This is a genomic window from Syntrophales bacterium (assembly GCA_023229765.1).
Classification (GTDB): domain Bacteria; phylum Desulfobacterota; class Syntrophia; order Syntrophales; family UBA5619; genus DYTH01.
In genome coordinates, this window is the sequence record JALNYO010000016.1 from 30,286 (window position 1) to 54,532 (window position 24,247).

Genomic DNA, 24,247 nt, shown 5'->3' on the forward strand with positions numbered 1-24,247 from the left:
AAAATAATGTCATTGATCTACAGATGGGCCAAGGCATTGCTGATCGCCGCCAGAAAATGACGACGATGAAAGAGAAACGCCCCGACATGGCCGGTGCGAATCCATTGCATTGTTGCTCCCGGCCAGTGAGAGTGAAGCAGGGCGGCCGACGATCGCGGCACGTAGGCATCAATTTTGGCTGCAACAAGAAACGCCGCTTCCGGTTTTCGGGGAGCGGGAAACCTTGTAAGATTTGTAAGATCAAGCATTTCCCTCATAAATTCGCGGGCCTTTTCACCTTTGCCCAGTTCCCTGTTCAGGACGTCCCAGGCAAGATAACGGCTCAACACCCCTTCCGTGAAAACAACGCTGGCCGAATGGGCGGTAAGGCAGCCGATTACGGCGACCGGTGATTCCTCCAGCACAGCTACCCTTGCGGCGATGCTGCCCCCCATGCTGATACCGCAAACGCCCAGTTTTTTGTATCCCTCTTCCCGCAGCCAACGGAGCAGGGAACGCCCCTCCTCGGCGGCGGCCCCGCCCATTGTCACCAGGTCGCTGAAATGATTAAGCATCTTTTTCTGCTGTCCGGCCGGCCGGCGTTTTCCGTAATAGGGATTTTCCAGGATCAGCGAACCGATCCCGGATTTCAAGAGCGGCAAGGCAAAAAGCGCGCGGCGTCGGGAAAAACCCTCGTCGCCGGTAGCGGCCAAATGAAGGCAGATTGGTGTTTCCGGGGACGCATCCGGGGGAAGCGCCAGTTCAAAAAAGGCCTTTTTGCTTTCCCCGGGAAGCGGCAGCGCGTTGTATGGGGAGAGAAATTCACCCTGCCGCAGGACAGCCTCCTTCGTCTCCAGCGTCTTTTCCCAGACAACATCTATGGGCCGGGGCGCGCCATGGTCATCGCCTTTTTGCATCAGTTCCCGAAGGCGCGGCAAGTCGCCCCAGCCATCCTTGAAAAAAAGGAGCCGATTGGAATGTTTCGCATAGACGCGGTCAAGAATGCTTGTCATCTTTTTAATTTCCCCGGGAAGTCTTCAGCCTGCAGCCTGTCTGTCTAAACAGTTACGTTGTTTATATCGCTGCCTCTGCTTGCTTCAGGGAGCTGATCACGGAGTGCACCAGGTTTTCCATGCTCACATTGCCCAGGCACAGCAGCTTGATTTTCCATGCCTCTTTAAGATGCAGGGTTTTCATGATCAGGGAGGAGTCCATCCCCTGCAACGCCAGTCCGGCTATTCTCCCATATAAATCCTCAAGGTACTGCAATTTTTTGCCAAGGAAGTCCTTGCCATTGGTCGGTTTGGGGTGATGCGCGCAGAACAGCGCGTCGAAATCCAGGGTAAGCGCCTTCTTCAGGGACGTAATCTGCTCCTTGATGCGTTCGTCGGCGCGAAAATATTTTATATGACTGGAGAGGTAAAGATCGCCGGAGAAAAGCCAGCCCTCATCGGGCGCCAGATAGGCGATATGGTCCCGGGAATGACCGGGCGTGGGGATGGGTAACAAACGCAGACCAAAGTCCTCCCAGACATCCGGCAATATTTTGAGCTCGACGGGAGGGGCGGCGCCCCACACCAAGTGCTGGTAAGGCAAAATCCGGGAGGGCCGGGAGAGTTTCTCTGCCGTAAGTTGCGTCCCGTAAATGGGGATGCCGAAGGTGTCTTTGATGGGCCGGGCGTTGCCGCTGTGATCCTCGTGACAGTGGGTCAGAAGAACGGTTTTGATTCCTTCCCGCTTAACCATCTCCAGCACCGCGGGCCGCATGTGGGACAAGGCGGTGTCTATCAGGACCGGTCCGATCCGGTAGCTGATTACCGTCATCAGGGGATGGCCCATGGGCGACCATCCGAACTCCCAGCCCCGCACCTTGCCGAATTCATGCTTCTTTACAAACTTCATAGCGCCTTTCTGCTAATTTTTTCTTCCCAATTTTGGAACTACCATCTGACTATTTCCAGCGGCGTGAGCGGCCGTTTCAGGAAGCTTTCGCCCGTCTGCTGAAAACGGTACGGGGCGTCGGTTACGAAAAAACGATGTTCAGGATTTTCCCGATTAAGTGTTTCAAGCCCCTTTTCCTGGAGAAGACGGGCGGCCATTTCCGCGACCGCGATCGCCGAATCAACAAGCATGATTTCGGGCCCCGCCGTTTCCTGGAGCAGCGGCTTCAGTAATGGATAATGGGTGCAGCCGAGGACAAGGGTGTCTATCTGCTGGGCGAGAACCGGGGCGAGGTATTCCCGGGCGATGAGCTTGGTTGCCGGATGGTCGAGCCAACCCTCTTCGACGAGGGGCACAAAGAGCGGACATGCCTTTGAAAATACGCTAATTTCAGAATCGCGTCTGTGCATTGCCCGGGTGTAGGCATCGCTGCCGATCGTTGCCGGGGTGCCGATTACCCCAACCCGTTTTGTTTTCGTGGTCGCACAGGCCATCCCCGCGCCGGCCTGGATGACGTCGAGGACGGGAACGGCAGAGAGTTCGCTGATTGCCTCATAAGCGACCGCGGACATGGTGTTGCAGGCGACGATCAGCAGTTTTACGTTCCTGGCAAGCAGAAATCCGGTAATCTGCCGGGCGTAACCGATAATGGTCTCCGCCGATTTGACGCCGTAGGGGACACGGGCGGTGTCCCCGAAATAGATGATTTTCTCAAAGGGGAGGCGCTCCAGCAAGGCGCGGACAACCGTCAGTCCCCCGACGCCGGAGTCGAACACCCCGAGCGGATTGCCGGCATTGTTAAGGGCCGCAGCAGATTTCATAAAACAATTCCCCGCAAATCATTAAAGTATTCCCCCGCCAAAGTGTCTTCACCCTCTCTTCGCACCTTCGTTTCTCCAATACGTTCTGTACTTTACGGAGCGGCTTTATCACAATCGGAACGGAGGCACAACGAGACCTTTAAAAAAAGTACCTGCCTGGACCATGTCTGCCGATTCAAAGGTTACACCAGCAATGAATAATTTTCATCAGCCTGCATAATCCAAAAGGGTATGGATTTCCTCATCAATATACGATATAAACCATCAGGCCCGGCGCAGGCACAACGGAGAAGGAAAACGAAGCTTAATGTTCACAAAACGAAGTGTATTTTAAATATAAACCCCCATGCCCGTGGGGCACAACGAAGCATGAAAATCCCTCCTTGCCCCCCTTTGGCAAAGGGGGGATGGGGGGATTTTCATGCAAAATAGAGGTGAAACATGAAGAAAATTATTGTCTTGCACGGGGTTAACCTCAATATGTACGGGATGAGGGAACAAACCCACTATGGGGATTCCACCCTTGCCGACATCAACCGGCGGCTGGAGAAACTCGGCGCGGAGCTGGGGTGTCGCGTTGAGACATTCCAGACAAATTCGGAGGCGGAGTTCTGCGAAAAAATCCATCATATCCATCAGGAAAAGTTTGACGCGGTTCTGATCAACGCCGGCGCCTGGACCCATTACAGCTATGCGCTGAGGGATGCGCTGGCCATCCTGCAAATCCCGATTGTGGAGGTGCATATGTCCAATATCCACGCGCGGGAAGAGTTCCGCCATTTTTCCGTGATAGCGCCGCTGGCAAAAGGGCAGATTGCCGGCTTCGGCGTTCAGAGCTATCTGCTCGGCCTCCGAGCGGCATTCGCGCTGGTTGAGGAAACCCCTCCCGAAACAGGCAGGATAAAACAACCATGAAAGCCGCCGTCCTCCTTGAACCAGGCAGAATTGAAATCCTTGACGTCCCCATTCCCATCCCCCGCGTGGGCGAAGTTCTGGTGCGCATTGTCGGGGCGGGGATCTGCGGGACAGACTATGCGAAATACAAGGGGGACTTAAAGGGGAATTTCCCCGTCGTGGCGGGGCATGAAGGGGTAGGCCGGATTGTCGCCCTCGGCCCGGGCGCAGAGGGAATCAGCGTAGGCGACATGGTGGCGATTCAGCCCAATTTTGCCTGCGGAAAATGCGAGACATGCCGGCAGGGGCGGGGAAACATCTGCCCGAACCGGATAAGGCTGGGTCTGGATGTGGACGGCGTTTTTGCCCAATACGCAACCGCCCCGAGCAAATACGTCTGGAAACTGCCGGAAGGTCTCTCCTGGAAAATGGCGGCCTTGACCGAACCGCTATCAGTGGTACTGCATGGAATCGCAAAAATAACGCCCTCTGCCGCAGAGCGGGTGCTCGTTTACGGGACAGGCGCGATCGGTCTTCTGTACGTTCAGTTGGCTGTTCTGAAAGGGGCTAAAGTAACGGCGTTCAATCATTCCGAGGGACGTCTCGCCGCGGCCCGGAGGCTGGGCGCCGAAAAGACGATCAGTTCGCTGCCGCTTTTGGAGGAGGAGGGGGAAAAATTCACCGTTATTTATGAAACGAGCGGCTCCCCCGACGCCCTCAACAATGTAATCGGGCTTGCCGCCCCCGGCGCCCGGATTCTGCTGACGGGCCTGCCGGAAAAAGATTCGCCGGTCTCAACGGCGCTCATTGCCCGAAAAGAGCTGCTGATAGCGGGGGCGATGACCTATATAGACGAATTCGCCGCCGCAATCGAGATGCTGCAAGACGGGTCAATCCTCTCGGAGGCAATTATCACCAACATATATCCACTGGAAAAACTTCCCAAGGCGCTTGCCGATTTCCGCTCCCCGGCGCGCATCAAGGACCTGGTGCTGATTGATGCCGGCAGTCAGAAATGAAATTCGGACATTTCAGCGAAAACGCTTAATTTAAAGGCCTGACCCCCTAACCTGACCCCCTAACTATACATTTCCCGGAGGGCTTTTTTCTGGATCTTGCCCATGGCGTTGCGCGGCAGGGCGTCGAGGAAATAGACGCGCTTGGGAACCTTGAACCCGGCCAGCTCGCCCTTGAGTGACGCAATAATTCCCGCTTCGGTAAGCGCGAGTCCCGTTTCGTTGTTCTGGCGGATGACTACGGCGACTACGGCCTCCCCGAAATCGGCATGGGGCACGCCGATTACCGCCGATTCCGTCACCCCGGGGAGCATATCGATCATCTCCTCGATCTCTTTCGGATAAATGTTGAGACCGCCGCTGATGACGAGGTCCTTGGCGCGACCGCTGATGGAGATGTAGCCGTCTTTGTCAATTTTTCCCATATCGCCGGTTTTGAAGAAGCCGTCCACGGTGAATTCCTCTTTGGTCTTTTCCGGCATCTTCCAGTAGCCGAGAAAGATGCTTTTACCCTTCACCTGGATGCTGCCGACCTCGTCCGTTGCCACAGGCCGATTTTCTTCATCAACGATCCTGATTGACACCTCCGGCAAGGGAAAGCCGACCGTACCGCCCCGTCGCTCTCCGTTGTAGGGATTGGAGGTAAACATGTTGCCCTCGGTCATGCCGTAGCGCTCGAGAATCGTATGGCCGATTCTTTTCTGAAATTCCTGGAATGTTTCCAGCAAAAGCGGCGCCGAGCCGGAGATGAAAAGACGCATCCCGGAACATAGCTTTTTGGTAAAGCCGGGATCGGCCAGCAGGCGCGTGTAATAGGTCGGCACTCCCATGAATACCGTGGCCTTCGGCAGCAGCGTCAGGGCGCGCTTGACGTCAAATTTTGGTTCGAAAAAAATGGGGCTGCCGTTCAAAAGCGAGGAGTGGATCGCAACGAAGAGCCCGTGGACGTGGAAGATGGGGAGCATGTGCAAGAGCGCGTCGCCTGGCTTAAAACCCCAGTATTTGTGCAGCACCTGGGCGTTGATGGCGAGATTGCGATGGGAGAGCATCGCCCCTTTCGAGCGTCCGGTTGTCCCGGAGGTGTAGAGGATGGCGGCAAGGTCGTCGCCGTCGCGGGGAATCGTGGAAAACTGATCCGGCTGTGCCGCTGCCCGCTGTGCCAAATCTCCCTTGCCGTCGTCGTCGAGTTCAACGACATGGCTTACCCCGGTCTTTTCGGCAAGTTCATTTGCCAAGGTCCGGACCTGCGGCCGGCAGACGAAGACGCGCGGGGTCGCATCCGTCAGAAAGTACTCGACTTCATGCCGCTGATAGGCATCGTTCATCGGCAGGTAAACGGCGCCTGCCCGCAGACAGCCCAGATATAGGAACAGTGCCTGGGGCGATTTTCGGACCTGCACGGCCACGCGGTCGCCCGGTTTTACCCCCAGTGAAAGAAGCAGATTGGCGCAGCGGGCCGATTCCTCGCGGAGCCTTCCGTAGCTGATTTCCGAGCCGTCAGGCAGAATCAGACACGGGGCGGCGGGGTTCTCGGGAAAGTGGGCCTGCAGAATTTCGTACATATTTTCATTCATAAATCATATTCTCCCGGTTGAAAAATAATCATCAGACTAATGAGGTAATTGCAAAACTCCCCATTCTTGTCATTCCCGCAACGATTCTGAGCGGGAATCTGGTTCTAACTGCTTGAAAAACCATATTCCCGATAGAGACATTATGAACATCAAGCTTCGCTTTCGGGAATGACAAATGGTTTTGCAATTGCCTCTAATGTTTCTTTCGTATGACAAAAAACCAGGGTCTCGTCAATCAGGAAATGTCACTTTTGCCCGCAGAAATAAATCATGGGGGCTCGCCTACATGATGCTAATTGATCATCATGCCGGGAAGCCAGGTGGCGAGCTGCGGGAAAAAGCAAAGAAGCAGCATTCCCAGAAAAAGCAGCAGAATAAAGGGCACTGACCCCCATAAAATGGTGCTGAGCGGGATGTCCGGCACAATCCCTTTGACAACATAGAGATTCAGGCCTACCGGCGGCGTAATCAGGCCCGCCTCGAGGTTTAATGTCATCAGCACTCCAAACCAGACGGGATCGAAGCCCAGAACCTTCACAATGGGGTGAATGATCGGGGAAACGATGAGGATAATGGCAACCGGCGGAAGAAAACATCCCATCACAAGCAGCAGGATATTGATCATGAACATGGTAACCCATCGGCTGACCTGCATGTCCATAATCATGTGGGTCAATGTCTGGGCGATGAAAAGGTTTGTGAGGACGGCGCCGAACAGAAAAGAGGTGGCGATGATCATCATGATCATTGTACTTTCGTTGGTCGTTTTCAGCAGTATTTCCAGGATTTCCTTCGGACGGTACATTTTGTAGAAGATAATGGCGATGATCAGTATCAAAAAAGCTCCCACGGCGGCCGCCTCGCTGGGAGTGGCCCAGCCGGTGTAAAGGGAGCCCAGCACCAGTAAAACCACTACGATAAAGGGCAGCACTTTTAACGTAGAGGAAAATTTCTGCGCCAAGGTGAAAAATTCCTTTTTTTGCGAGGGAAAGGCATCCGGGTTATTTCTTCTGCTCAGCGTGTATCCAATAGGCACCCAGGCTGCAAACAATAAAGCAACCAGGAGGCCGGGAATAATTCCCGCCATGAACAGTTTTCCGATGGATGTTTCCGTTACTATTCCATAGATGATCATGGTGACGCTTGGCGGAATAAGTATTCCCAGTGTCCCTCCGGCGGTAATGATTCCCGTGGCAAGCCCGTCCGGGTAGCCGCGTTTGCGCATCTCGGGAATTCCCATAGTGCCGATCGCTGCCGCTGTCGCCGGGCTCGATCCGGTAAGCGCCGCAAAAACGGCGCATCCGGCGATGTTGCCGATTCCCAAACCTCCGGGAATTTTGTACAGCCAGCGATGAAAGCACTCGTAAAGATCTCCGCCGGCGCGGGAGATGGCGACAATCATCCCCATGAAAAGAAAGAGCGGGATGGAAAGAAGACTGAAGTCGTTTACCCCCTCATAGATGGTTTCGGCCATCATCGATATTTGATAGACATCCATGAAAAGGAAAATGGCGATCAGTGATGTGACTCCCAGCGCAAAAGCAATAGGCATTCCACTGAAAAGAAATACCAGGGCAATCAGCGTAACGATGCCCCCTGTCCAGAGTGGATTCATGATTAACTCTCCCGGTATAACGGCCGCTGCCGTTCTTTTATGTAAACAAAATTATAATTTTGCTCCTGCGCCGCTCTTACGTGTGCCGCTTTTTTACAAGTTCCATGATTTTTATCACATACTGAAGAGAGGTCAGAATCATTCCCACAGGAATAATCGCGTAGGGATAAATGAGAGGGGTCGATAGAAGGGAAGAGGAAAGCCAATTTCCTTCCCAAGCTTCCCACCACATGACGCAGCCTCGCCATGACAGTACAATGCAAAACAGCATCGCAATAAACGAGGTCGCTATGTCCAGTCTGCGGCGAAGTTGGAAAGGGAGCTTATATACGACCATGTCTATATTTATGTGGGCATGGTGCTTGAGCCCATATGGCGCACCCAGAAAGGTGGCGGCGATCAGCAGGTAAACGGCAATCTCCACCTGCCAGATGGTTGCCGCATTCCAGACATAGCGAACTACTACCTGCTCGACAATAATGAGGGTCGCGGCCAGGATGGCAAAGCCGCTCAGATATCCTGATATCTCCGCGAGGCCGTCAATTATCCTGAGAGCCTTATTTTTGACTGGGGACATATTGCACCTCTTTCCTTGTTCCTGAAAATTGCGGCCCTTCCCGGGCAGCCCCATTCCCCTCCCTTAAGGGATGGAAATGGAGGGACGCGCTCCGTCGCGTCCGGAAAGGTTGCTCAAACAAGCATTTTATGAAACTCTCATGACGGCCTGCCGTCACAAAGGGGGATGAAAATAGCTGGGCGACCCCCATCCCCACCCTTACCCTCCCCTTGAAGGGGAGGGAAGTTGGACACAATGAATCCAATAAGTTGAGTTGGCATTTTCAGATGAAAATGATTAATCAACTCAATACAAAAACTGATAATAAACTGTCTGCGGCAGGCCCCTATGGTTTGGTTGCCAAATCCAGGAGCTCTTTCCCCCGCGGAACCTTTTCGGCAAACTGCTTCCAAGCCGTATCCTCGGCAACTTTTTTCCAGGCCTGCCATTCATCCTTGGTCATCGCATGGACCTTGACTTTATTGGCAGTGAACACCTTGCCGACCTCTTTATTGGCGGCTACAGCGTCATCCCGGGCCTTCTTTTCCATTTCCACGCCTACTTTAAGGACGGCCTTCTGTTGAGATGGGGTCAGGGATGCCCAGGTTTTGGTGCTTATTACCAGAGGTTCTGCCATGTACCAGATAGCGTAGTTTTCCGGGGTGTTGAAATAATCCAACTGTTCATAAAGCCGGTAAGAGATAAACGATTCCGCCGAGGTAAGGCAAGCGTCCAATACCCTTGTCTGCAGGGCCGTGTAAATCTCGGAAGAAGCCATACTGGTTATGGAGGCTTTTTGCGTATTCAACAGATGCTCAAAAAACTTGCCGGCGGCCCGGAATTTCAATCCCTTGGCATCCTGGGGCAGGATCACCTCCTTGCCGCGGCTACCGATTCCCCCGCCATACCACAGCCAGGTAATAATCTTCATACCCTTGTCTTCGGATATTTTGGCGACCCTTTTCCCGATCTCCCTGTCTTTCCAGGACATGCCTTCATCCACATCCTTAATGATGCACGGCATGAGGGTGATTTCCAGCTCGGGAATTTTTCCCGAGGCGTAGGCCAAGGGATAAATCGAAAAATCAAGTGCGCCTTTGGCCATGGCATCGTACTGGGCCGTCGCCTTGAAAAGCGCGGAGGAGGGGAAAATCTTGAAGGTAAGCTCTCCGTTGGTCGCTTTTTCCACCCCCTTGGCAAACTCGATGGCCAGGGCGTTGCGGGCGTCTGCTTCGGTGAATTGATGGGAAATTTTCAGTTCTCGGGCCTCAACTGCACTTACAGTAAAGATTGCGCACCAGAACAACCCAACCAACAAGGCGCTGAAAACACGTTTTCCGAAATGGTTCATATCGCTCCTCCTTTATTGTTAGAAATCTTGAAAGTATGGAAACATTTTCCGCTTTTTCCGGTGTTCCTTCCCGGAGTTGAAAATTCGGCAACATTATTATCCATGGCGGGCGCGCAATAAATTAATAAAACGAACTTCAACGCCCATAAAATGCCAAGCTGTTATCGCTTAGAATCACTGATATTAATATGCTTTTATATGAAAGTGTGACGGTCTTCAGTTCCTTTATAAAACTTCAACGGCCATCCGTCTATCAGGAAAGCTTGATATTTTTGTGCTATATCCTTGAAAAATGGCGATGGGCAGACCGATTTTGTAAGGGGCACGGCATGCCGCACCCCTTAGATGGAGGTCAGCCCATGCTGGATGGCGAATTTGACGAGTCCTGGCAGGTCTTTTATCCCGAGTTTCTTCATCAGATGGCTGCGGTATGTTTCGACGGTTTTCGGGGACAAAAAAAGAATTTCCGCAATCTTGTTGTTCGGGCTTCCTTCCACCAGCAGTTGGAGAATCGCCCGTTCGCGGGGGCTCAATCTGTCTAAGGGGCTCTTCGCTTCGGCAATTTCCCGCGACCGGAGGTAATCGGTAATGATCGTGTCGGACAGAGACGGGCAAAGGTAGTATTTTCCCGAATTAACGGAGATAATCGCCTGGATCACATCGGCGCCTGCCGATTCTTTCAGGAGATAACCCTTCGCCCCGGCCTTGAAGGCTCGGAAAATATGTTCCGCGGTGGAATACATCGACAACATGATAATGTTGGTTGCGGGACACGCCTCTTTGATCTGGGCCGTCGCCTCGATGCCGTTGAGAATCGGCATGGCGATGTCCATAAGCACTATGTTCGGACACAGGGATGAGACTTGACGAACCGTTTCCCGTCCGTCGCCCGCTTCGCCAACGACGCTGATTTCCGGGTTGGTATCCAGCAATAAGCGAAGTCCTTCCCGGAACATGGCGTGATCGTCCGCCAAAAAAACCGTGATGATCATAACGGCACCTCTACCGATACACGGGTCCCTTTGCCCTGAACCGAAGTTATGTCTCCCGCTCCGCCCACCGCGATTGCCCGCTCAACCATCGTGCTGAGCCCCCATCCCCAGTGTTCGCTGCGTTTTTCGCGATCCCGCTGTTTGTACCCGACGCCGTTATCGGCTACGGTAATGTGCAAATGATTTTCCCCGACGGTGATGGTTATGACCGCTTCCGTTGCCTGCGCATGTTTGATTACGTTGGTCAATGCCTCCTGAACAATGCGGAACATCGCATTTTCAATATGCTGGGAAAGACGGGGGACCGCATCATTGATCTGGACTGCGACGCGGATGCCGGCCCGGGAGGCGCACTGCTCGCCGTACAAGCGGATCGCGGCCTCCAGTCCATAATCGTCGAGGACGGGCGAGCGCAGCTCCTCCATCAAATTGCGGATGCTGTCCGTGGTCTGTTTGACGATTGCCAGCGAGTCGGTTATTCGCGAATGAAGCTGTTCCGAATATTTTTCCGGAAGCAGGGTTTTGAGCATATTGATGTTCAGCCCCAGAATCGCCAGGTTCTGCCCTATCCGGTCATGCAGCTCGCGGGAGATGATTTTCCGGTTATTTTCCTCAAGTTCTGCCATCTCCCAAGTTAGCTCGCGGAGCTGTGCATTTTTTTGCCGTATCTTCTCTACCGCCCGCTTTCGTTCCGTGACGTCATTGAGAACCGTTATCTCGCCTTCCTTGATGAAGATCGTTCGAAATTCGATTTCCCTCTCTTGTCCGTCCTTGCAGGCGACGGTGAATTCCGCATCGCCTCTTCGTCCCGGGGAGTTCTTTTTTTCTCTCCAGAAAGCCCTTACTTTTTTCAGGTAATCATTGTCCGGAAATGCCTGTTTCTGCCACTCCCGGACGACGGCGAAATCCTCGGCGGTATAACCGATGATGCTGGTGACCGCCGGATTCAAATACTGGAAGGCGCCCTGCCGGTCGATCAGAACGATGCCGCTGGGGTCGTTTTCCAGGATCGTGGAGAGGATGTTGCGTTCCTTTTCCAGCTCCCTGTCCGCTCGCTTATGCTCCAGTAATTCGTGCTGAAGGCTGGACAATGTTTCGCGCAACTGTTTGGCCATGCGGGAAAAACTGTCTGCCAGCGTGCCGATTTCGTCGCCCCGGTTCCTGATCGCCGCAAGCCTCGAGCGGACTGACTCAAGATCGTTGTCGCTGAAATTGCCGAACGTCAGATCCGTAACGGCCTCGGTGAGGACGTCAATAGGGAGAAGCGCCCGCCGTATTGCCCACCAGGAGGCGATGACGAGGATGAGAAGCGCCCCGCAGATGATTGTCAACGTCATGTTCCGGAAGAAAATTATGTTGGAGAGCACTTCCGCTTTCTGCTGCTGCACAACTACTCCCCAGCCATTGTTAAGCAGATCGATCTGGGCGAACCATTCTTTGTCATCCTCTGCTCGGAAGGTGATCAACCCTTTTTCCCCGCGTCTGAGCGCCGTGATCGGCGGGGACGAACTCAGGTCCCGGAAACTGTCGAAGAAGGCCGGATCGGGATGGGCGATCACCCGATTCCGGTTATCGACCAGATAGGCCGAGCCCGTTTTTCCGAGGCGGGGGACCTGCACCTGCCGGCTGAGATTGTCCAGATCCATTGCAAACATGCCGACCCCGACTATGCTTCCCGCACCGTTTTTGATTGGCATCGACACTACCAGACCGGGCCGGTTGATGGTTCGGCTGATTACGCTTTCAAAGGTCACCGGCCCCCCTTTTCTGGCCTGCTGAAACCAGGAGCGGTCGCGATAATCGATCGGCCTCTTATCATCGCTGCGGGCGACATTCATGCCGCGCAGGTCGGTTGTGCTCAAAAGATACATATAAGGGTAGGCGGCGGCCATTTTTTTCAGCAGCAGCTTTTGCCGGGCCGGGTTCATTCCGCTCATCTCATTCTGGGAGATGAAGTATTGGAAGGTTTTTATCTGGGTATCCAGCCATAAAGATACCGAGAGGCCCAACTGGCGATTGGCATTGAGCAATTGCGTCTGGGCGTTTTGCTCCATGATGGACAGGGCGCGGGTGCTGATAAAAATGGCCGAGGTGACGAGGATCAGGACGGCGATTGCCAGCACCATGATGATCAGGCGGGTTTTGAGCCCCGCCTGACGAGAAATTTTGCCGAATGCTTTACGCCGTAAGCCTGAGATCATCCCTGCCTCCGTGGAAATTGCGAAGAAGGATATTTGTAACTATTCAGAGTACCCATCAAGTGATGTCATCCCCGAATGCTTCTGTCGGGGAACCATGGTTTTTCAAGATATGAAAGCTGGATTCCCGATTACTAATTTCGGGAATGACAGTCTTTTTAAAGCGCTGAATAGTCACGATTATTCTTTGTTAAACAGGAATGTTCCCGTGCTTTTTGTATGGTCGCAATTCCTTTTTGGAACTCAGCATGTCAAACGCCCGGATCAGCGTCGGCCGGGTTTCGCAGGGGGCGATGATCGCATCGACATAGCCACGTTCGGCGGCGATATAGGGGTTGGAAAAAAGATCACGGTACTCCTGTATCTTTTCCGCCTTCTTCGCCACTGGATCTTCGGCGGAATTGATCTCCTTGCGGAAAATGATGTTCGCCGCCCCTTCCGCGCCCATCACGGCGATCTCCGCCGTAGGCCAAGCAACGACGAAATCGGCCCCGAGGTCCTTGCTGCACATCGCCAGATACGAGCCGCCGTAATCCTTCCGGGTGATCAGGGTGATCTTCGGCACGGTGGCCTCGGAGTAGCACCACAAAAGTTTCGCACCGTGACGGATGATCCCTTTCCATTCCTGGTCGCTGCCCGGCAGGTAGCCGGGGACGTCGGCGATCGTCAAAAGCGGGATATTGAAGGCGTCGCAAAACCGGATGAACCGGGTCGCCTTGTCGGAGGCGTCCACGTCGAGGCAGCCGGCAAGGTATTTCGGCTGATTGGCGATGATGCCGATTGCCCGGCCGCCCATCCGGGCGAAGGCGATGATGATATTGCGGGCGTAGTACTGGTGCGGCTCAATAATTTCGCCGTTATCGACGATCGCGCGGATTACCTGTTTCATGTCGTACATCCGGCGGGGATTTTCCGGGACGATGGTATCAAGAATTTCTTCCATCCGGTCCGCCGGGTCTTCGGTGGCGATAAAGGGCGGGGTTTGCGTATTGTTGGAGGGCAGGTACCCCAGCAATTTCCGGATTTCCCGGAGCGCCTCCGCGTCACTTTCACAGGCAAAGTGGGCGACCCCGCTTTTCGCGTTGTGGGTCATCGCGCCGCCTAGGCTCTCAAAGTCGATCTTCTCTCCGGTTACCTCTTTTATCACCTCGGGGCCGGTGATAAACATATAGGATGTCTTTTTGGTCATGAATATCCAGTCGGTCATTGCCGGCGAATAGACCGCGCCGCCGGCGGTCGGCCCCATGATCGCCGAGATCTGCGGAATTACCCCGGAGGCGCTGGAATTCCGAAAAAAGATGTTTCCGTATCCGGAAAGGGCATCCACCCCCTCCTGAATGCGCGCCCCGCCCGAGTCGTTGATGCCGACCAAGGGCGCCCCGGTCTTCAGCGCGGCGTCCATGACCTTGCAGATCTTTTTTGCATGCATCTCGCCCAAGCTGCCGGCCCGGGAGGTGAAATCCTGCGAATAGGCAAAGACCGTGCGGCCTTCGACCTTGCCGAAGCCGGTGATCACCCCTTCGGCTGGTATTTCAACATTGGCCATGCCGAAACTGCCGCCGCGATGGCGGACAAACAGATCCAGCTCCTGGAATGTTCCGGGATCAAAAAGCAGGTCGAGTCGTTCGCGGGCGGTCAGCTTCCCCGCCTCGTGCTGTTTTTGGATACCATTTTCTCCGCCCATGGCCTCGGCCTTGGCCTTTCTTGCCTCCAACTCTTGAAGTTTCAACGGCTTTTCGCTCATTATTATTCTCCTCACGTTATTATGCTTAAACCTTCTCGCAGAGTTCCACCAGAACGCCCCCGCTGTCTTTGGGGTGAAGAAACGCGATCTTTTTTCCTCCGGCCCCCATCCTCGGTTTATGGTCGATCAGCCGGAAATTTTTCGCCTCCAGCTCTCGCAGCGCTTCTTCAAGATTGTCCACCGCGAAGGCGATATGCTGGATCCCCTCTCCCTTGGCTTCAATGAATTTGGCAATGGGTCCGTCCGGGGCGGTGGACTCCAGAAGTTCGATCTCTACATCGCCAAGGGGGAGAAACGCGGTCTTCACCTTTTGTTCGGCAACCGTTTCTTCGCCTTCCAGTTGGAGCCCTAACAGCTCTGAATAGAATTTCAAGGACGCATCGATGCTTTTTACCGCAATGCCAATGTGGTCTATCTTGACGGCTTTCATAATTCCCCCCTGTTTTTGTCCGGAAATGCAATTTTTTGATGGTCGGCGAGGGATACCAGAAGGCGAATTTTATGTCAAGTGGGGATAGTCGGCCTTATCTTTGTTTAAGATGATGAAAACACGAATATTATTTTATAACAAAAGAGGTAATTGCAAAACTCCCCATTCTTGTCATTCCCGCAACGATTCTGAGCGGGAATCTGGTTCTAACTGCTTGAAAAACCATATTCCCGATAGAGACATTCGGGAATGACAAATGGTTTTGCAATTGGCTCAAAAGGCAGATTTTTGGTTTGTTTTTCTGAAACCCGGACCCCTTGACAAGTTTTTAGTGATGCTTATATTACGCCCGAAAGAGCTAACACAAATAATAACATGATGTTAGCTCCTGGTTATGGTTGCCTGTCCGGGGTTCATTGCCGGGCGGGGAAGCGCTTAATAAACTCTTATGGAGGTGACGATATGTTTGAAACAGGCTTATGGAGATTTGGCGGTTTTGCGGATCCCTCCCGGGACGTGCGGCGTCTGCGGCAGGAGATGGATCGGATTTTTTCTGACTTTGCGCAGCCGGTTTCCCGGGAATTCCCGGCGGTAAACGCCTGGATTGGTGAGGCGGATGCGGTTGTGACGGCGGAGTTGCCCGGCATCGATCCGAGCGCTGTTGAGGTCTCGGTGGTAGGAGATACGCTGACCATCAGCGGCTCGCGCGAGGCGACGCCGCTTAAGGAGGGGGAGAGCTACCACCGTCAGGAACGAGGAGTCGGCAGCTTCAGCCGCAGTTTGCAGCTCCCGTTTCATGTCGATGCGGACAAGGTTGAGGCGAAGTATGAAAAGGGAATAATTGGGATAACCCTGCCCCGTTCCGAGGCGGAAAAGCCGAGAAAAATTTCGGTCAAGAACCAATAGGGGGTGAAATTATGAAGAATATTGTTGAATATGAGAAGAAACCGGTTCGGGAGGCGGCCGGGGTGGAGCGCACCCAGAACCGGCGGGTTTATGTCCCGAAGGTTGATATCATCGATACGAAAGAGTCCGTTATCCTGTATGCGGATATGCCCGGGGTGGATGAAGGTTCGGTGGATGTGACGATCGACAAGAATGTCCTGAATATCTCAGGGGTTGTCAAACCGCCTGAATTCGAGGGCAGGAGCATCGCCTACGCCGAGTACGATACCGGCGATTACGATCGTTCCTTTACGATCTCCGACGATATTGACCGGGAAAAGGTGGAGGCGCTGGTGAAAAACGGGGTTCTCAGGCTCGTTCTGCACAAGGCGCCGGAAGCGGCGGTAAAGAAGATAACCGTCCGGGCCGAATAGCCGGGCGTTTGATAAAGCCGGAGGGGCAGCCCTCCGGCTTTATTGCGGATGTCTCAGATGCTGACATTCACAGCCAGTTCAGCCAACTGAGGGGATATCACTTGCCATTCACCTTGAATTTTTCGACAAAATAGACCTTGTCAAAGGTACGCTTCAGGGCCTTGCTCTTGAATTTATCCACGAACGGCGACTCGGGATACTCTATCTCGTCGCCGACATTGATCCTTGCCTGCTTGGCGCCCACCCAGATTTTTCTGCCATTTTCCTCCACCTGCATAAAGGTGTAAGTGCCCCCGTCCAGGGTGGCTACAACCTTGCCTTTATGGCCGGCAGCCGCCGGTTGGGACGGAGGCGTAGCGGTAGCGCTATTTTGCGTCGGCGCCGGGGTTGTCGCCTGCGGAACAGCAGCCGGGGGCGGCGTTTCTTTAGGTTTGTCCTTGCATCCCGCAGCGGCAAGCCCCAACAGTGCCACTGCTATCAGTAATTGTTTTTTCATCATTTCTCCTGGGATATGATGTAATTTATAAACAGTCTATTATGGGAACTGGCGATTAAAACCTCATAAAATCAATCAGTGGCAGGCACTGCAACCGGAACTGCCGGCTATAATCTGTGAGCCATGACACGCAGAGGTACTGCATGATGAAATCCCGTTGGCTTCAACATATCCTTCATGCAGTCTGAGATTGTCAGACCATTCGATCGGATGTTTGGATGTCGGCCCGCCGATATGACAGGCGGTGCAGGAAGGTCCGCTTTGAAAAACCCCGTCCAGATTTGCGCCGTGGCAACTGGCGGTTGCGCAGCCGGCCGTGCCGTTTGCCTTGACATAGTTCCCGTGCGAGGCGCCGGGCAAGGTCATCCACTCTGGGGGATGGTAGGCATTCTGGCCGCCGATATGGCAGGACGTGCAGGAGGGGCCGCTTTGGAAAACCCCGTCCAGATTTGCTCCATGGCAACTGGCGGTTGCGCAGCCGGCCGTGCCGTTTGCCTTGACATAGCTGCCGTGGAGGGCATAGGCATAGGTTCCCCATAGGGTGGGATGGTAAGAAGCCCGGTTGCCGATGTGGCAGGTGGTGCAGGATGCCTGGGCAATCCCGCCCTGGTAATCCGCGCCATGGCACTCGGCGCATGTTTCCATGTTCGCCTTGGCCGCCGTCGTATGGCCGGTGGGCAGCCAGCCGGTCGGATGCCCCGTAGCAGAATCAAAATTGGACTGGGAACTGGAGCTGCCGCATCCGGCCAGCGCGAAGACGGAAATAAACAGCAGCAAGGCAAAGGTCAAAGAGGTTTTTGTTATCTGTGACATGTCTTGCACCTCTCATTGTTTTGTCTTCCGTGGCATTTTGCGCAGGAAGCCGGGTTGATCCTTCCTTCAATGCGGTGGCGGCTCAGGTAATCGCCGCGATGAGGCAGGTTACGTTCCGGGGAAGCCTTGTATTTATCGCTGGGCTTGAGCTCCTCTTTGTAGGCATGGCAATCCGTGCAGAAGGATTCGCGATGGCACGAGGCACAGACAGCTCTCTGTCCCACGGCGTAGTACTTATGCTTGCGGTAGAAATCATCAGCCTTGTGGTTCAAGGCGACGAACTGATTCTCGTGGCACTCGCCGCAGTTGACAAGCCCCTTGACTTCCTGCGGGTGCTTCCTGGCGAGACTGGCGCCGTTGGCACAGGCATAAACAACCAATCCCATTATAATTATTCCTATAAAGGCAAACAGTTTTTTCTTCACTTGGCCCCCCCTTCTGCACCGAACGTCTTGTCGAAAGAATAGGTGAGCTTTATCAGCCCCATTAAATTATGATCGAAATCAATACTTTTTGAATAGTCGACATCGACGGCCAATTGCAATTGCTCGGAAATTTCATACCCCACCCCAACCGAGGCGGAATAGGTGTTTTTAATGCCGCTGACAGCGCTGTCGTACTGCACATCGAAAAAGTCGGCCATTAGAGACACTTTCCCCAATTTTTTTGAGGCAAACAGGCGATACTCATCATAGGTCAGCTTGGCCGTTTCCCCGTCCATACGATGGAGGGAAAAGCCGACCATAAATGACTCGGAAGCTGTAAAGGTTGCTTTGCCGCCGAAGTATTTTGCCTCCCCGGCAATTTTATAATCGTAGTTTCTGTAGTCCACAACCAGCGCCAAACCCTCTATGGGGCTCACCTCAATGCCGCCTCCCAGGGAAAACATTTTCTCATTGGGGTCAATGATGCCTGTTGTCAGGCTGAAGACGCTTGTGGTCATCTGCTGGAAATAGTCCCGGTAATTTGTACTTGCCAGGTCGGCGCTAATTCTCAGATTCCCCAAGGGATTGAAGGTAAGGGCATAGGCATGCTCCATCCAGCCGGAGGTAACAGAATTGTAGGAAGAGCGGCCGGCCAAGTCAAGTTTCGGAAGCGGATGAAGCCAAAGGTCAAGGCCGGCTTCCTCCCTGATCCGGTTGCCGTCGTAATTCGTTTGCAGGATGCTTAATCCGAGCGAATAGTACTTGGGAACGCTGTGGGAAAAACGACCGCCGTAAGTCACATCGCCGCCCTTGAAATTAGGTTCGGTGACAACAGGCGCCCCCACATAGGCGGCGGCGCCGAATCCGCCGGTAAAATCACTGTGCAGATAAAGGCCGTCGAGCCTTTCGGCAGCCACGCCTTCCACGACAAACTGCCGGCCGGCGGTAAACTGCAGGTTATTATTGTTGCCCTGGTAACTTACATTACCATACTGAAACGCTCCCTCTGAGCGGCCTCCGGGTCTTCTATCACGTGTGTCAAGACGTCCCCAGCCTCCGAAATCGCCGGACAGGGCACCTTCTTTCAATTCGTTTTCAATCCCGAGGCGCAAATACTCGTAGATAGGCAAGAGCTTGCGGTCGTCCGCGGCCCGTTCCATGCGCAAAATTGTCTGGGATTCCCCGTTTACAGAAACGGCTTGCCCGACATTCGGCAGAAAGAGGGGGAGCAATAATGAAACGCTGATGCACAAAGCAAAAATAATTGCACATCTTTTCTTTTCATCAGGGATCATCAAGACATAGCCTCCTTGATTAGAATTAGCCGACCGGGATGCCGGCAGTCTGTTTATTTCTCAATCCCGCTATACGGTCTAAATGCGCTTGCGCACTTATCTTCTGCCGTAAAAACGCAGACAACGATCGCGAGTTTGCTAAATGCCTTAATCATCAAGCGATATTCCGTTGTTGCCAGCTTTTGACTATGCCCCTCCGCAGTTCTTTGCGTCGCGGTAGCGAACTATAGATAATGAAAATAAATAAAGCAAGTTTTTTCATCGCCAAAACATAAAAAAGGCGGGTCGCAGCCCACCTTTTTTATTGTATTGCATTTGTTTATCGCCTTCATTGGGAATAGAGGTGGGCCGAAGCCCACCTCCCTGACCCTGCTATTTGAAGGCTTCCATGATTTTGGTAATTACCGTGTCAAATACCGTGCTGTCGGTTGCGACCGCACGATAACCATTGTCCTTGGTGTGCTGGCTTAAAGATACCAGACCGCCGAGGTCATCTCTGTTGATCATATTGGTTCTGTGGCATGAACCGCAGGCCCGGGCCGCAGGACCGGTTACATAGCTCGGTACGCCGGTGATGCTTCTGGTTCGGCTTTTAAGTGTGTCTCTTGAGGCCGAAAGCGTGCCGCCCAATGATTTGGATTGATCCGGCACTTCAAACGTACCGGCAACGTGGCAGGATTTACAGTTTCTCGTAGTGAACGTGGGATAAGAGAAAAACGAGCCGGCTCCCAAGTCCCCGGTTTCGAGTTTATATTCCATCAGTGTGAACGGATCCGCAAAGTCGATATTCTGAATATCGAAGGGCTGGTTGGAATGGATCGCGTGTACATAGGAATCGATGGATCTCGACTGCATTTCCAAATGCGAACCGCCAGGGCGCGTGGTATGGCATACCCGGCAAACAGTTGTGCCGCCGCCGCCATAGGAGGGTGAATGGAAGGTTCTTCCCAGGGCGCCATGGCAGTTGTCACAACCTGCTGCCGCTGTTGTCGCGCCCGAAACCTTGGTGATGGGGCTGAAGTAATTGACAAAAGCCTTGGTAGTAAGGTCAAAGGTCTTGGATGGGGCAGCTACCGGGACGACATAATCTTTTGTAGCCAAAGAATTTGCTTCCAGGTTTGTAGTGCTGTCTACCTGTCCCAAAACCTTTGTCAGTTTTGGCAAGACCACAATTTCTACCCGTTTTATCGTGCCGTCGGTTATCTTCGCGGCCCAGTCAGCCAGACTTGCCTTGACTTCCCAGGCGCCGCCGGCTGCGGAGACAGTCGTGAAGCGCGGATGCGTTGCGCCGACTGCGTATTCAAGATTCCTGACGCTGACGCCATTTATCGTGGCTGAGCCGTGCGCATCAACAATGAAATCCTTGGTGTTGTAACCATAAAGGCCGATGGACAGAGTCGGCTTAATGTCTGTGACTGCCAGCGTCGTGGCGCTCGTCGGATCCGTCTTGGTCGCTTTGAATTTGACGGTAAGATCGGTGCCGCTGAGGGTTGCGCTGTCGATTGATATAGCGAAGATATCTTTATACTTCTTGTCGGCCGCGGCATAGAGAACCTTGTCATAGCCGGAGTGAATGGCGCTGAATGCCGGCGCAATGCCGCCGACGCTGTTATGGCAGTTATTGCATACTCCGTTTGCGGGCATCGCGTGACCTGCCAGGGTCGGCAAGGAAAGACTGCTTGTGCCGCTGAACGGGTGGCAGCTCTTGCATGTTTCAATTTTAAACTGGGCATCCGCCGTAATGGTGGCGATTTTGCCTTCGTGGCAAACGACGCAGTTTGACATGGACTGGGGATAGAGGAATTCCATGGCATGAGACATGTGCACGTCATTCATCAGCGTCGTTTTATAGCCGTACTCCGTCTCCTGTGCTGCGGTCAGGGCTGTTCCGTCGCCTGCGTCGTATGACGCAGCCAAGGTAGGATCGTTCACAGCCAGGGGCCATTCAAAATGCCCGCCCTCGCCATCGTCCTTGTGGCAGGGCTTACAGGTATAGAACTCCGTGGCTGCACCACCTGCCACTTTCGTAGCGCCCAGGATGGTACCGTGCTTGCCGTAGGGTATGGTATGGCACTTTTCACATCCGGCGACATTTGCGGCAGATGTGTAATTAACAGTGCCAAATTTCTTTACCGATGCGAATGGGTATTTGGCTTGGGTGACGCGTCCGCCGGGGACACTTGCAACTTTCTCATCGTAGCCGTACACGGCGATCGTGCCGTTACCCGCGGCTAAATTACCAAGGTCGATGGTGCTGTAGGTGCTCGTGCACGTGCCGGCGCCATCATAGGCCAGCGTACCTTTCATGCTTGTTCGTCCCTCAGATAATCCTGCAGTTGTATCTTTGGGGAAAGTCGCACCGTCATACCCTGACCAGTAAATATTTAAGTTATCGGCATCCTTGCAATTAAAGTCGGCGCCAACTTTGGTCATCTTGAAGCTTACCGTGGTTGTCCCCGCGGCGTAGGCGTAGGTTATGTTTGACACCTGGATGCCTGCCGCATCAATCTTGTTTAGTTGATCATAGTACGCCTGATGGTCAGAGCCGGCGGTTTTATGGCAAACAGCGCATGATTCAGGGCTGACCGACGCTGCAAGAGACACTGCGGCATTGGCGGAAGTCTGCAGTGCCGACCATTCGGCCTCAGTCCCGCTATAGCTCAGGGCCGCTGCACTTGCGTAAGATAACGACAGTAACTGCGCTTGAGTTCCGGTGAAGCCGGCAGCTTGCGCGGTTGCATATTGGCTGGCGGATGCGGTTAACGACGCGGCGTCAACTGGAGCCGCAGGACCAGCCGGACCAGCAGGACCAGTAGGACCAGCGGGGCCCGCACTGCCATCGCTGCCGCTGCAGCCTGACAGGGCAAAGATGCTTAAAACGATAAATAAAACAAACAACGGAACGCTCTTTTTCATAAAAATCCTCCTTTTCGATTTAAATTGTTTAAGAAGAAGCTGATTTATTGCTCTTCATCTTTGCTCTTCGCCAATTAGAGCTGTATCCTGTGAAGCAATGAACATGCCACCTCTGCAATAACAAATTAATTCGTAAAATTATATATTTGCTGATTTATTGCAATTCCCGCTGCGCGACAGGTGGTAAAATCACCAGATACACTCGGTGATATCACCACTGTTTATTCTTCTGCTGGCGGTCAGGACGGCATTCTTCCTTCCCAACGCCATTAAAGCCTGGAAATCAAGTTCTGACTGGTAAAATGGTATATTAGGCGCTGTAAATCCGTCAAGGTGTTCTAAAAAGTACAAAACTCAGGGTGAAAAGATAGAATAAACGGCTAATTAACGCCGGAAGCAAGCAATTGCTATATTATTCATCATCGGGACGGCGCTGGTTCCCAAATCTCCTTAACCCTCGCAAAGGTATGGGCAATGATTCATTTTTCGAGCTTTGCAGTTTGGGAGTTGATGCCCCGGTTATGGGAACAGTGGGTGGTTGCCCCGCGGATGATGCTTGAGCCGGAAGGCGGGCGGCTGATTTCTGGGAGGGGGGGGCTGTGTCAAAAATGATAACCACCTTCATTTTTTCATCATACATCAGCAACTTATTTTCAATGCCGATGCTATTTAAGATGGACCTTAACCCCTCGTCCATCGTAGCCTTGTGCAGGGCTTGCGTGACCGGTTTGTCCAGCCATTTGTCGGGGGCATTGATCTTCCATCTGGTTTTTTTGGCGATTTTCCCCAGTACGCTGCGTAGCGGTTCATTACTGAAGTCCATGGTAGTCGTGCCCGGAACCGCGGCTTTCTCCGCTCCCCAGCAGGGGGCTATTGCAAAAATGGCCGCCAGCAATCCAAAACAAACCAGAGTAAAATATTTTTTCATTATTGCGATTAACTGGTTAAACATAAGTTTACTTTTCTGCGGATATTAAACCAGAACAAACGAGGAAATTGCAAAACTCCCCATTCTTGTCATTCCCGATAGAGACATTATGAACATTAAGCTTCGCTTTCGGGAATGACAAATGGTTTTGCAATTGCCTTAAACGTTATTATTTCGCAACGATCTCGACCTTTGCCCTTTTGTTGAGCTCGTCGACCCAGGCTGCCCGGGTCATTCCCTTTTCCTGCGTACCCTTGGCAACGAGTTTGGCAAACAGAATGTCCTTTTCAATCCGATTTTCGAACGCGGCCGGCGTCACGTCGCGACTTTTAAGAAATGCATCAAAATCCTTATCAGAGAGTTTGAGGCTTTTCTTGACCGCGCTGATTTTGGCCGCGATTTCCTGCGGGGACACGGTAATCTTTTCCTTGGCTGCCTCGGTCACCAGTATTTTATCCCGGATTATTTTGTTCAGTATCTGTTTTCTCAAATCCCCCGCGGCCACTTTGCCCGCTGGGTCGGAATCAGCCTGACCGCTTTTCCCGGTCGCCTTTTTATAGAGGTCTAATTTCTTATCCACCTCCGCGACGGTGATCTTTTCCCCGTTGACGATGGCGGCTGTTGAGTTGAGCGGGTTTTGCAGGACGCCGGCAAAGAGCAAGAGCGCCACACTCCCCAAAACCACCAGCAAAACGGCCAGAATCGCATAGAGCTTTTTCCTGCCCGGCCCTTTCTGATCCTGAGGAGGGAGTGCCATTTCCACTTTTTTCACTCCTCCGCCTTTCACTTCCTTACCGCATGCTCCGCAGACCGCCACCCCGTTTGCCAAGGCATTCCCGCAGTGGGGACATTCCCAATTTGCCATTTCTTTTTAACCTCCCGGCATTTTGATCAAAACCTCGGGCGGCCTATGCCATAAGCGACCGACAAAGTAAAGGAAAGAA

Annotated in this window: 22 protein-coding genes; 4 read left to right on the forward strand and 18 right to left on the reverse strand. The window is 53.2% G+C overall.

The features are described 5' to 3' along the window. Positions 1 to 17: 17 nt before the first annotated feature. The 3 genes from M0P74_10085 to murI all read right to left on the reverse strand — a co-directional run bounded on the left by M0P74_10085 (position 18) and on the right by murI (position 2,741). Positions 18 to 992 carry an alpha/beta hydrolase family protein gene (locus tag M0P74_10085; protein MCK9363928.1) on the reverse strand — a complete coding sequence of 325 codons (975 nt, stop codon included), beginning with the start codon at positions 990 to 992 and terminating at the stop codon, positions 18 to 20. Positions 993 to 1,053: 61 nt separating this feature from the next. Further along, positions 1,054 to 1,881 (reverse strand): MBL fold metallo-hydrolase, encoded by an 828-nt coding sequence (locus tag M0P74_10090; protein MCK9363929.1) that lies wholly within the window; start codon positions 1,879 to 1,881, stop codon positions 1,054 to 1,056. Positions 1,882 to 1,919: 38 nt separating this feature from the next. Next, on the reverse strand, positions 1,920 to 2,741 hold the full coding sequence (gene murI / locus M0P74_10095; GenBank protein MCK9363930.1) for a glutamate racemase: 822 nt from the start codon (positions 2,739 to 2,741) through the stop codon (positions 1,920 to 1,922). 441 nt (positions 2,742 to 3,182) lie between these two features. Here murI and aroQ point away from each other — a divergent pair, with 441 nt between their 5' ends. Both aroQ and M0P74_10105 read left to right on the forward strand, forming a co-directional pair. Then, positions 3,183 to 3,656, forward strand: coding sequence for a type II 3-dehydroquinate dehydratase (gene aroQ / locus M0P74_10100; protein MCK9363931.1), 474 nt, complete (start codon positions 3,183 to 3,185; stop codon positions 3,654 to 3,656). Further along, positions 3,653 to 4,654, forward strand: coding sequence for an alcohol dehydrogenase catalytic domain-containing protein (locus M0P74_10105; protein ID MCK9363932.1), 1,002 nt, complete (start codon positions 3,653 to 3,655; stop codon positions 4,652 to 4,654). Before aroQ ends, M0P74_10105 begins: the two co-directional genes overlap by 4 nt. Positions 4,655 to 4,713: 59 nt before the next feature. Here the strand turns inward: M0P74_10105 and M0P74_10110 are convergent, their stop codons facing one another. The 8 genes from M0P74_10110 to mce form a co-directional block, all read right to left on the reverse strand. Then, positions 4,714 to 6,225, reverse strand: coding sequence for a malonyl-CoA synthase (locus M0P74_10110; protein MCK9363933.1), 1,512 nt, complete (start codon positions 6,223 to 6,225; stop codon positions 4,714 to 4,716). Positions 6,226 to 6,517: 292 nt separating this feature from the next. Further along, on the reverse strand, positions 6,518 to 7,840 hold the full coding sequence (locus M0P74_10115) for a TRAP transporter large permease (protein ID MCK9363934.1): 1,323 nt from the start codon (positions 7,838 to 7,840) through the stop codon (positions 6,518 to 6,520). Positions 7,841 to 7,916: 76 nt separating this feature from the next. After that, positions 7,917 to 8,417, reverse strand: coding sequence for a TRAP transporter small permease (locus tag M0P74_10120; protein ID MCK9363935.1), 501 nt, complete (start codon positions 8,415 to 8,417; stop codon positions 7,917 to 7,919). 325 nt (positions 8,418 to 8,742) lie between these two features. After that, on the reverse strand, positions 8,743 to 9,747 hold the full coding sequence (dctP, locus tag M0P74_10125; protein ID MCK9363936.1) for a TRAP transporter substrate-binding protein DctP: 1,005 nt from the start codon (positions 9,745 to 9,747) through the stop codon (positions 8,743 to 8,745). 341 nt (positions 9,748 to 10,088) lie between these two features. Continuing rightward, positions 10,089 to 10,739 (reverse strand): response regulator transcription factor, encoded by a 651-nt coding sequence (locus tag M0P74_10130; protein MCK9363937.1) that lies wholly within the window; start codon positions 10,737 to 10,739, stop codon positions 10,089 to 10,091. After that, complete coding sequence (locus tag M0P74_10135; protein MCK9363938.1) at positions 10,736 to 12,940, reverse strand: PAS domain S-box protein; 2,205 nt, start codon at positions 12,938 to 12,940, stop codon at positions 10,736 to 10,738. Before M0P74_10135 ends, M0P74_10130 begins: the two co-directional genes overlap by 4 nt. A 187-nt stretch (positions 12,941 to 13,127) precedes the next feature. After that, positions 13,128 to 14,681, reverse strand: coding sequence for a methylmalonyl-CoA carboxyltransferase (locus M0P74_10140; protein ID MCK9363939.1), 1,554 nt, complete (start codon positions 14,679 to 14,681; stop codon positions 13,128 to 13,130). Between the two features lie 25 nt (positions 14,682 to 14,706). After that, positions 14,707 to 15,111, reverse strand: coding sequence for a methylmalonyl-CoA epimerase (gene mce / locus M0P74_10145; GenBank protein MCK9363940.1), 405 nt, complete (start codon positions 15,109 to 15,111; stop codon positions 14,707 to 14,709). A 462-nt stretch (positions 15,112 to 15,573) separates the two neighbouring features. Here mce and M0P74_10150 point away from each other — a divergent pair, with 462 nt between their 5' ends. Beyond that, positions 15,574 to 16,017, forward strand: coding sequence for an Hsp20/alpha crystallin family protein (locus tag M0P74_10150; GenBank protein MCK9363941.1), 444 nt, complete (start codon positions 15,574 to 15,576; stop codon positions 16,015 to 16,017). An 11-nt stretch (positions 16,018 to 16,028) separates the two neighbouring features. Next, the gene (locus tag M0P74_10155) at positions 16,029 to 16,430 is read left to right on the forward strand and encodes an Hsp20/alpha crystallin family protein (protein MCK9363942.1); all 402 of its coding nucleotides are present in this window, start codon (positions 16,029 to 16,031) and stop codon (positions 16,428 to 16,430) included. Between the two features lie 97 nt (positions 16,431 to 16,527). Here the strand turns inward: M0P74_10155 and M0P74_10160 are convergent, their stop codons facing one another. The 7 genes from M0P74_10160 to M0P74_10190 form a co-directional block, all read right to left on the reverse strand. Continuing rightward, complete coding sequence (locus M0P74_10160) at positions 16,528 to 16,929, reverse strand: hypothetical protein (protein MCK9363943.1); 402 nt, start codon at positions 16,927 to 16,929, stop codon at positions 16,528 to 16,530. A gap of 72 nt (positions 16,930 to 17,001) precedes the next feature. Continuing rightward, entirely contained in the window at positions 17,002 to 17,739 is a 738-nt protein-coding gene (locus tag M0P74_10165; protein MCK9363944.1) for a hypothetical protein, read from the reverse strand. Beyond that, complete coding sequence (locus M0P74_10170) at positions 17,727 to 18,164, reverse strand: hypothetical protein (protein MCK9363945.1); 438 nt, start codon at positions 18,162 to 18,164, stop codon at positions 17,727 to 17,729. The genes M0P74_10165 and M0P74_10170 overlap by 13 nt, the downstream gene beginning before the upstream one ends. Further along, complete coding sequence (locus tag M0P74_10175; GenBank protein MCK9363946.1) at positions 18,161 to 19,462, reverse strand: hypothetical protein; 1,302 nt, start codon at positions 19,460 to 19,462, stop codon at positions 18,161 to 18,163. Before M0P74_10175 ends, M0P74_10170 begins: the two co-directional genes overlap by 4 nt. Before the next feature lie 369 nt (positions 19,463 to 19,831). Then, a complete protein-coding gene (locus tag M0P74_10180; GenBank protein MCK9363947.1) occupies positions 19,832 to 22,375 on the reverse strand; it encodes a hypothetical protein in 2,544 nt (847 codons plus the stop codon). A gap of 412 nt (positions 22,376 to 22,787) precedes the next feature. Then, the gene (locus M0P74_10185) at positions 22,788 to 23,327 is read right to left on the reverse strand and encodes a hypothetical protein (protein MCK9363948.1); all 540 of its coding nucleotides are present in this window, start codon (positions 23,325 to 23,327) and stop codon (positions 22,788 to 22,790) included. A gap of 145 nt (positions 23,328 to 23,472) precedes the next feature. Continuing rightward, positions 23,473 to 24,168: a SurA N-terminal domain-containing protein gene (locus M0P74_10190; GenBank protein ID MCK9363949.1), complete on the reverse strand. Its 696-nt coding sequence runs from the start codon at positions 24,166 to 24,168 to the stop codon at positions 23,473 to 23,475. Between the last annotated feature and the right edge of the window lie 79 nt (positions 24,169 to 24,247).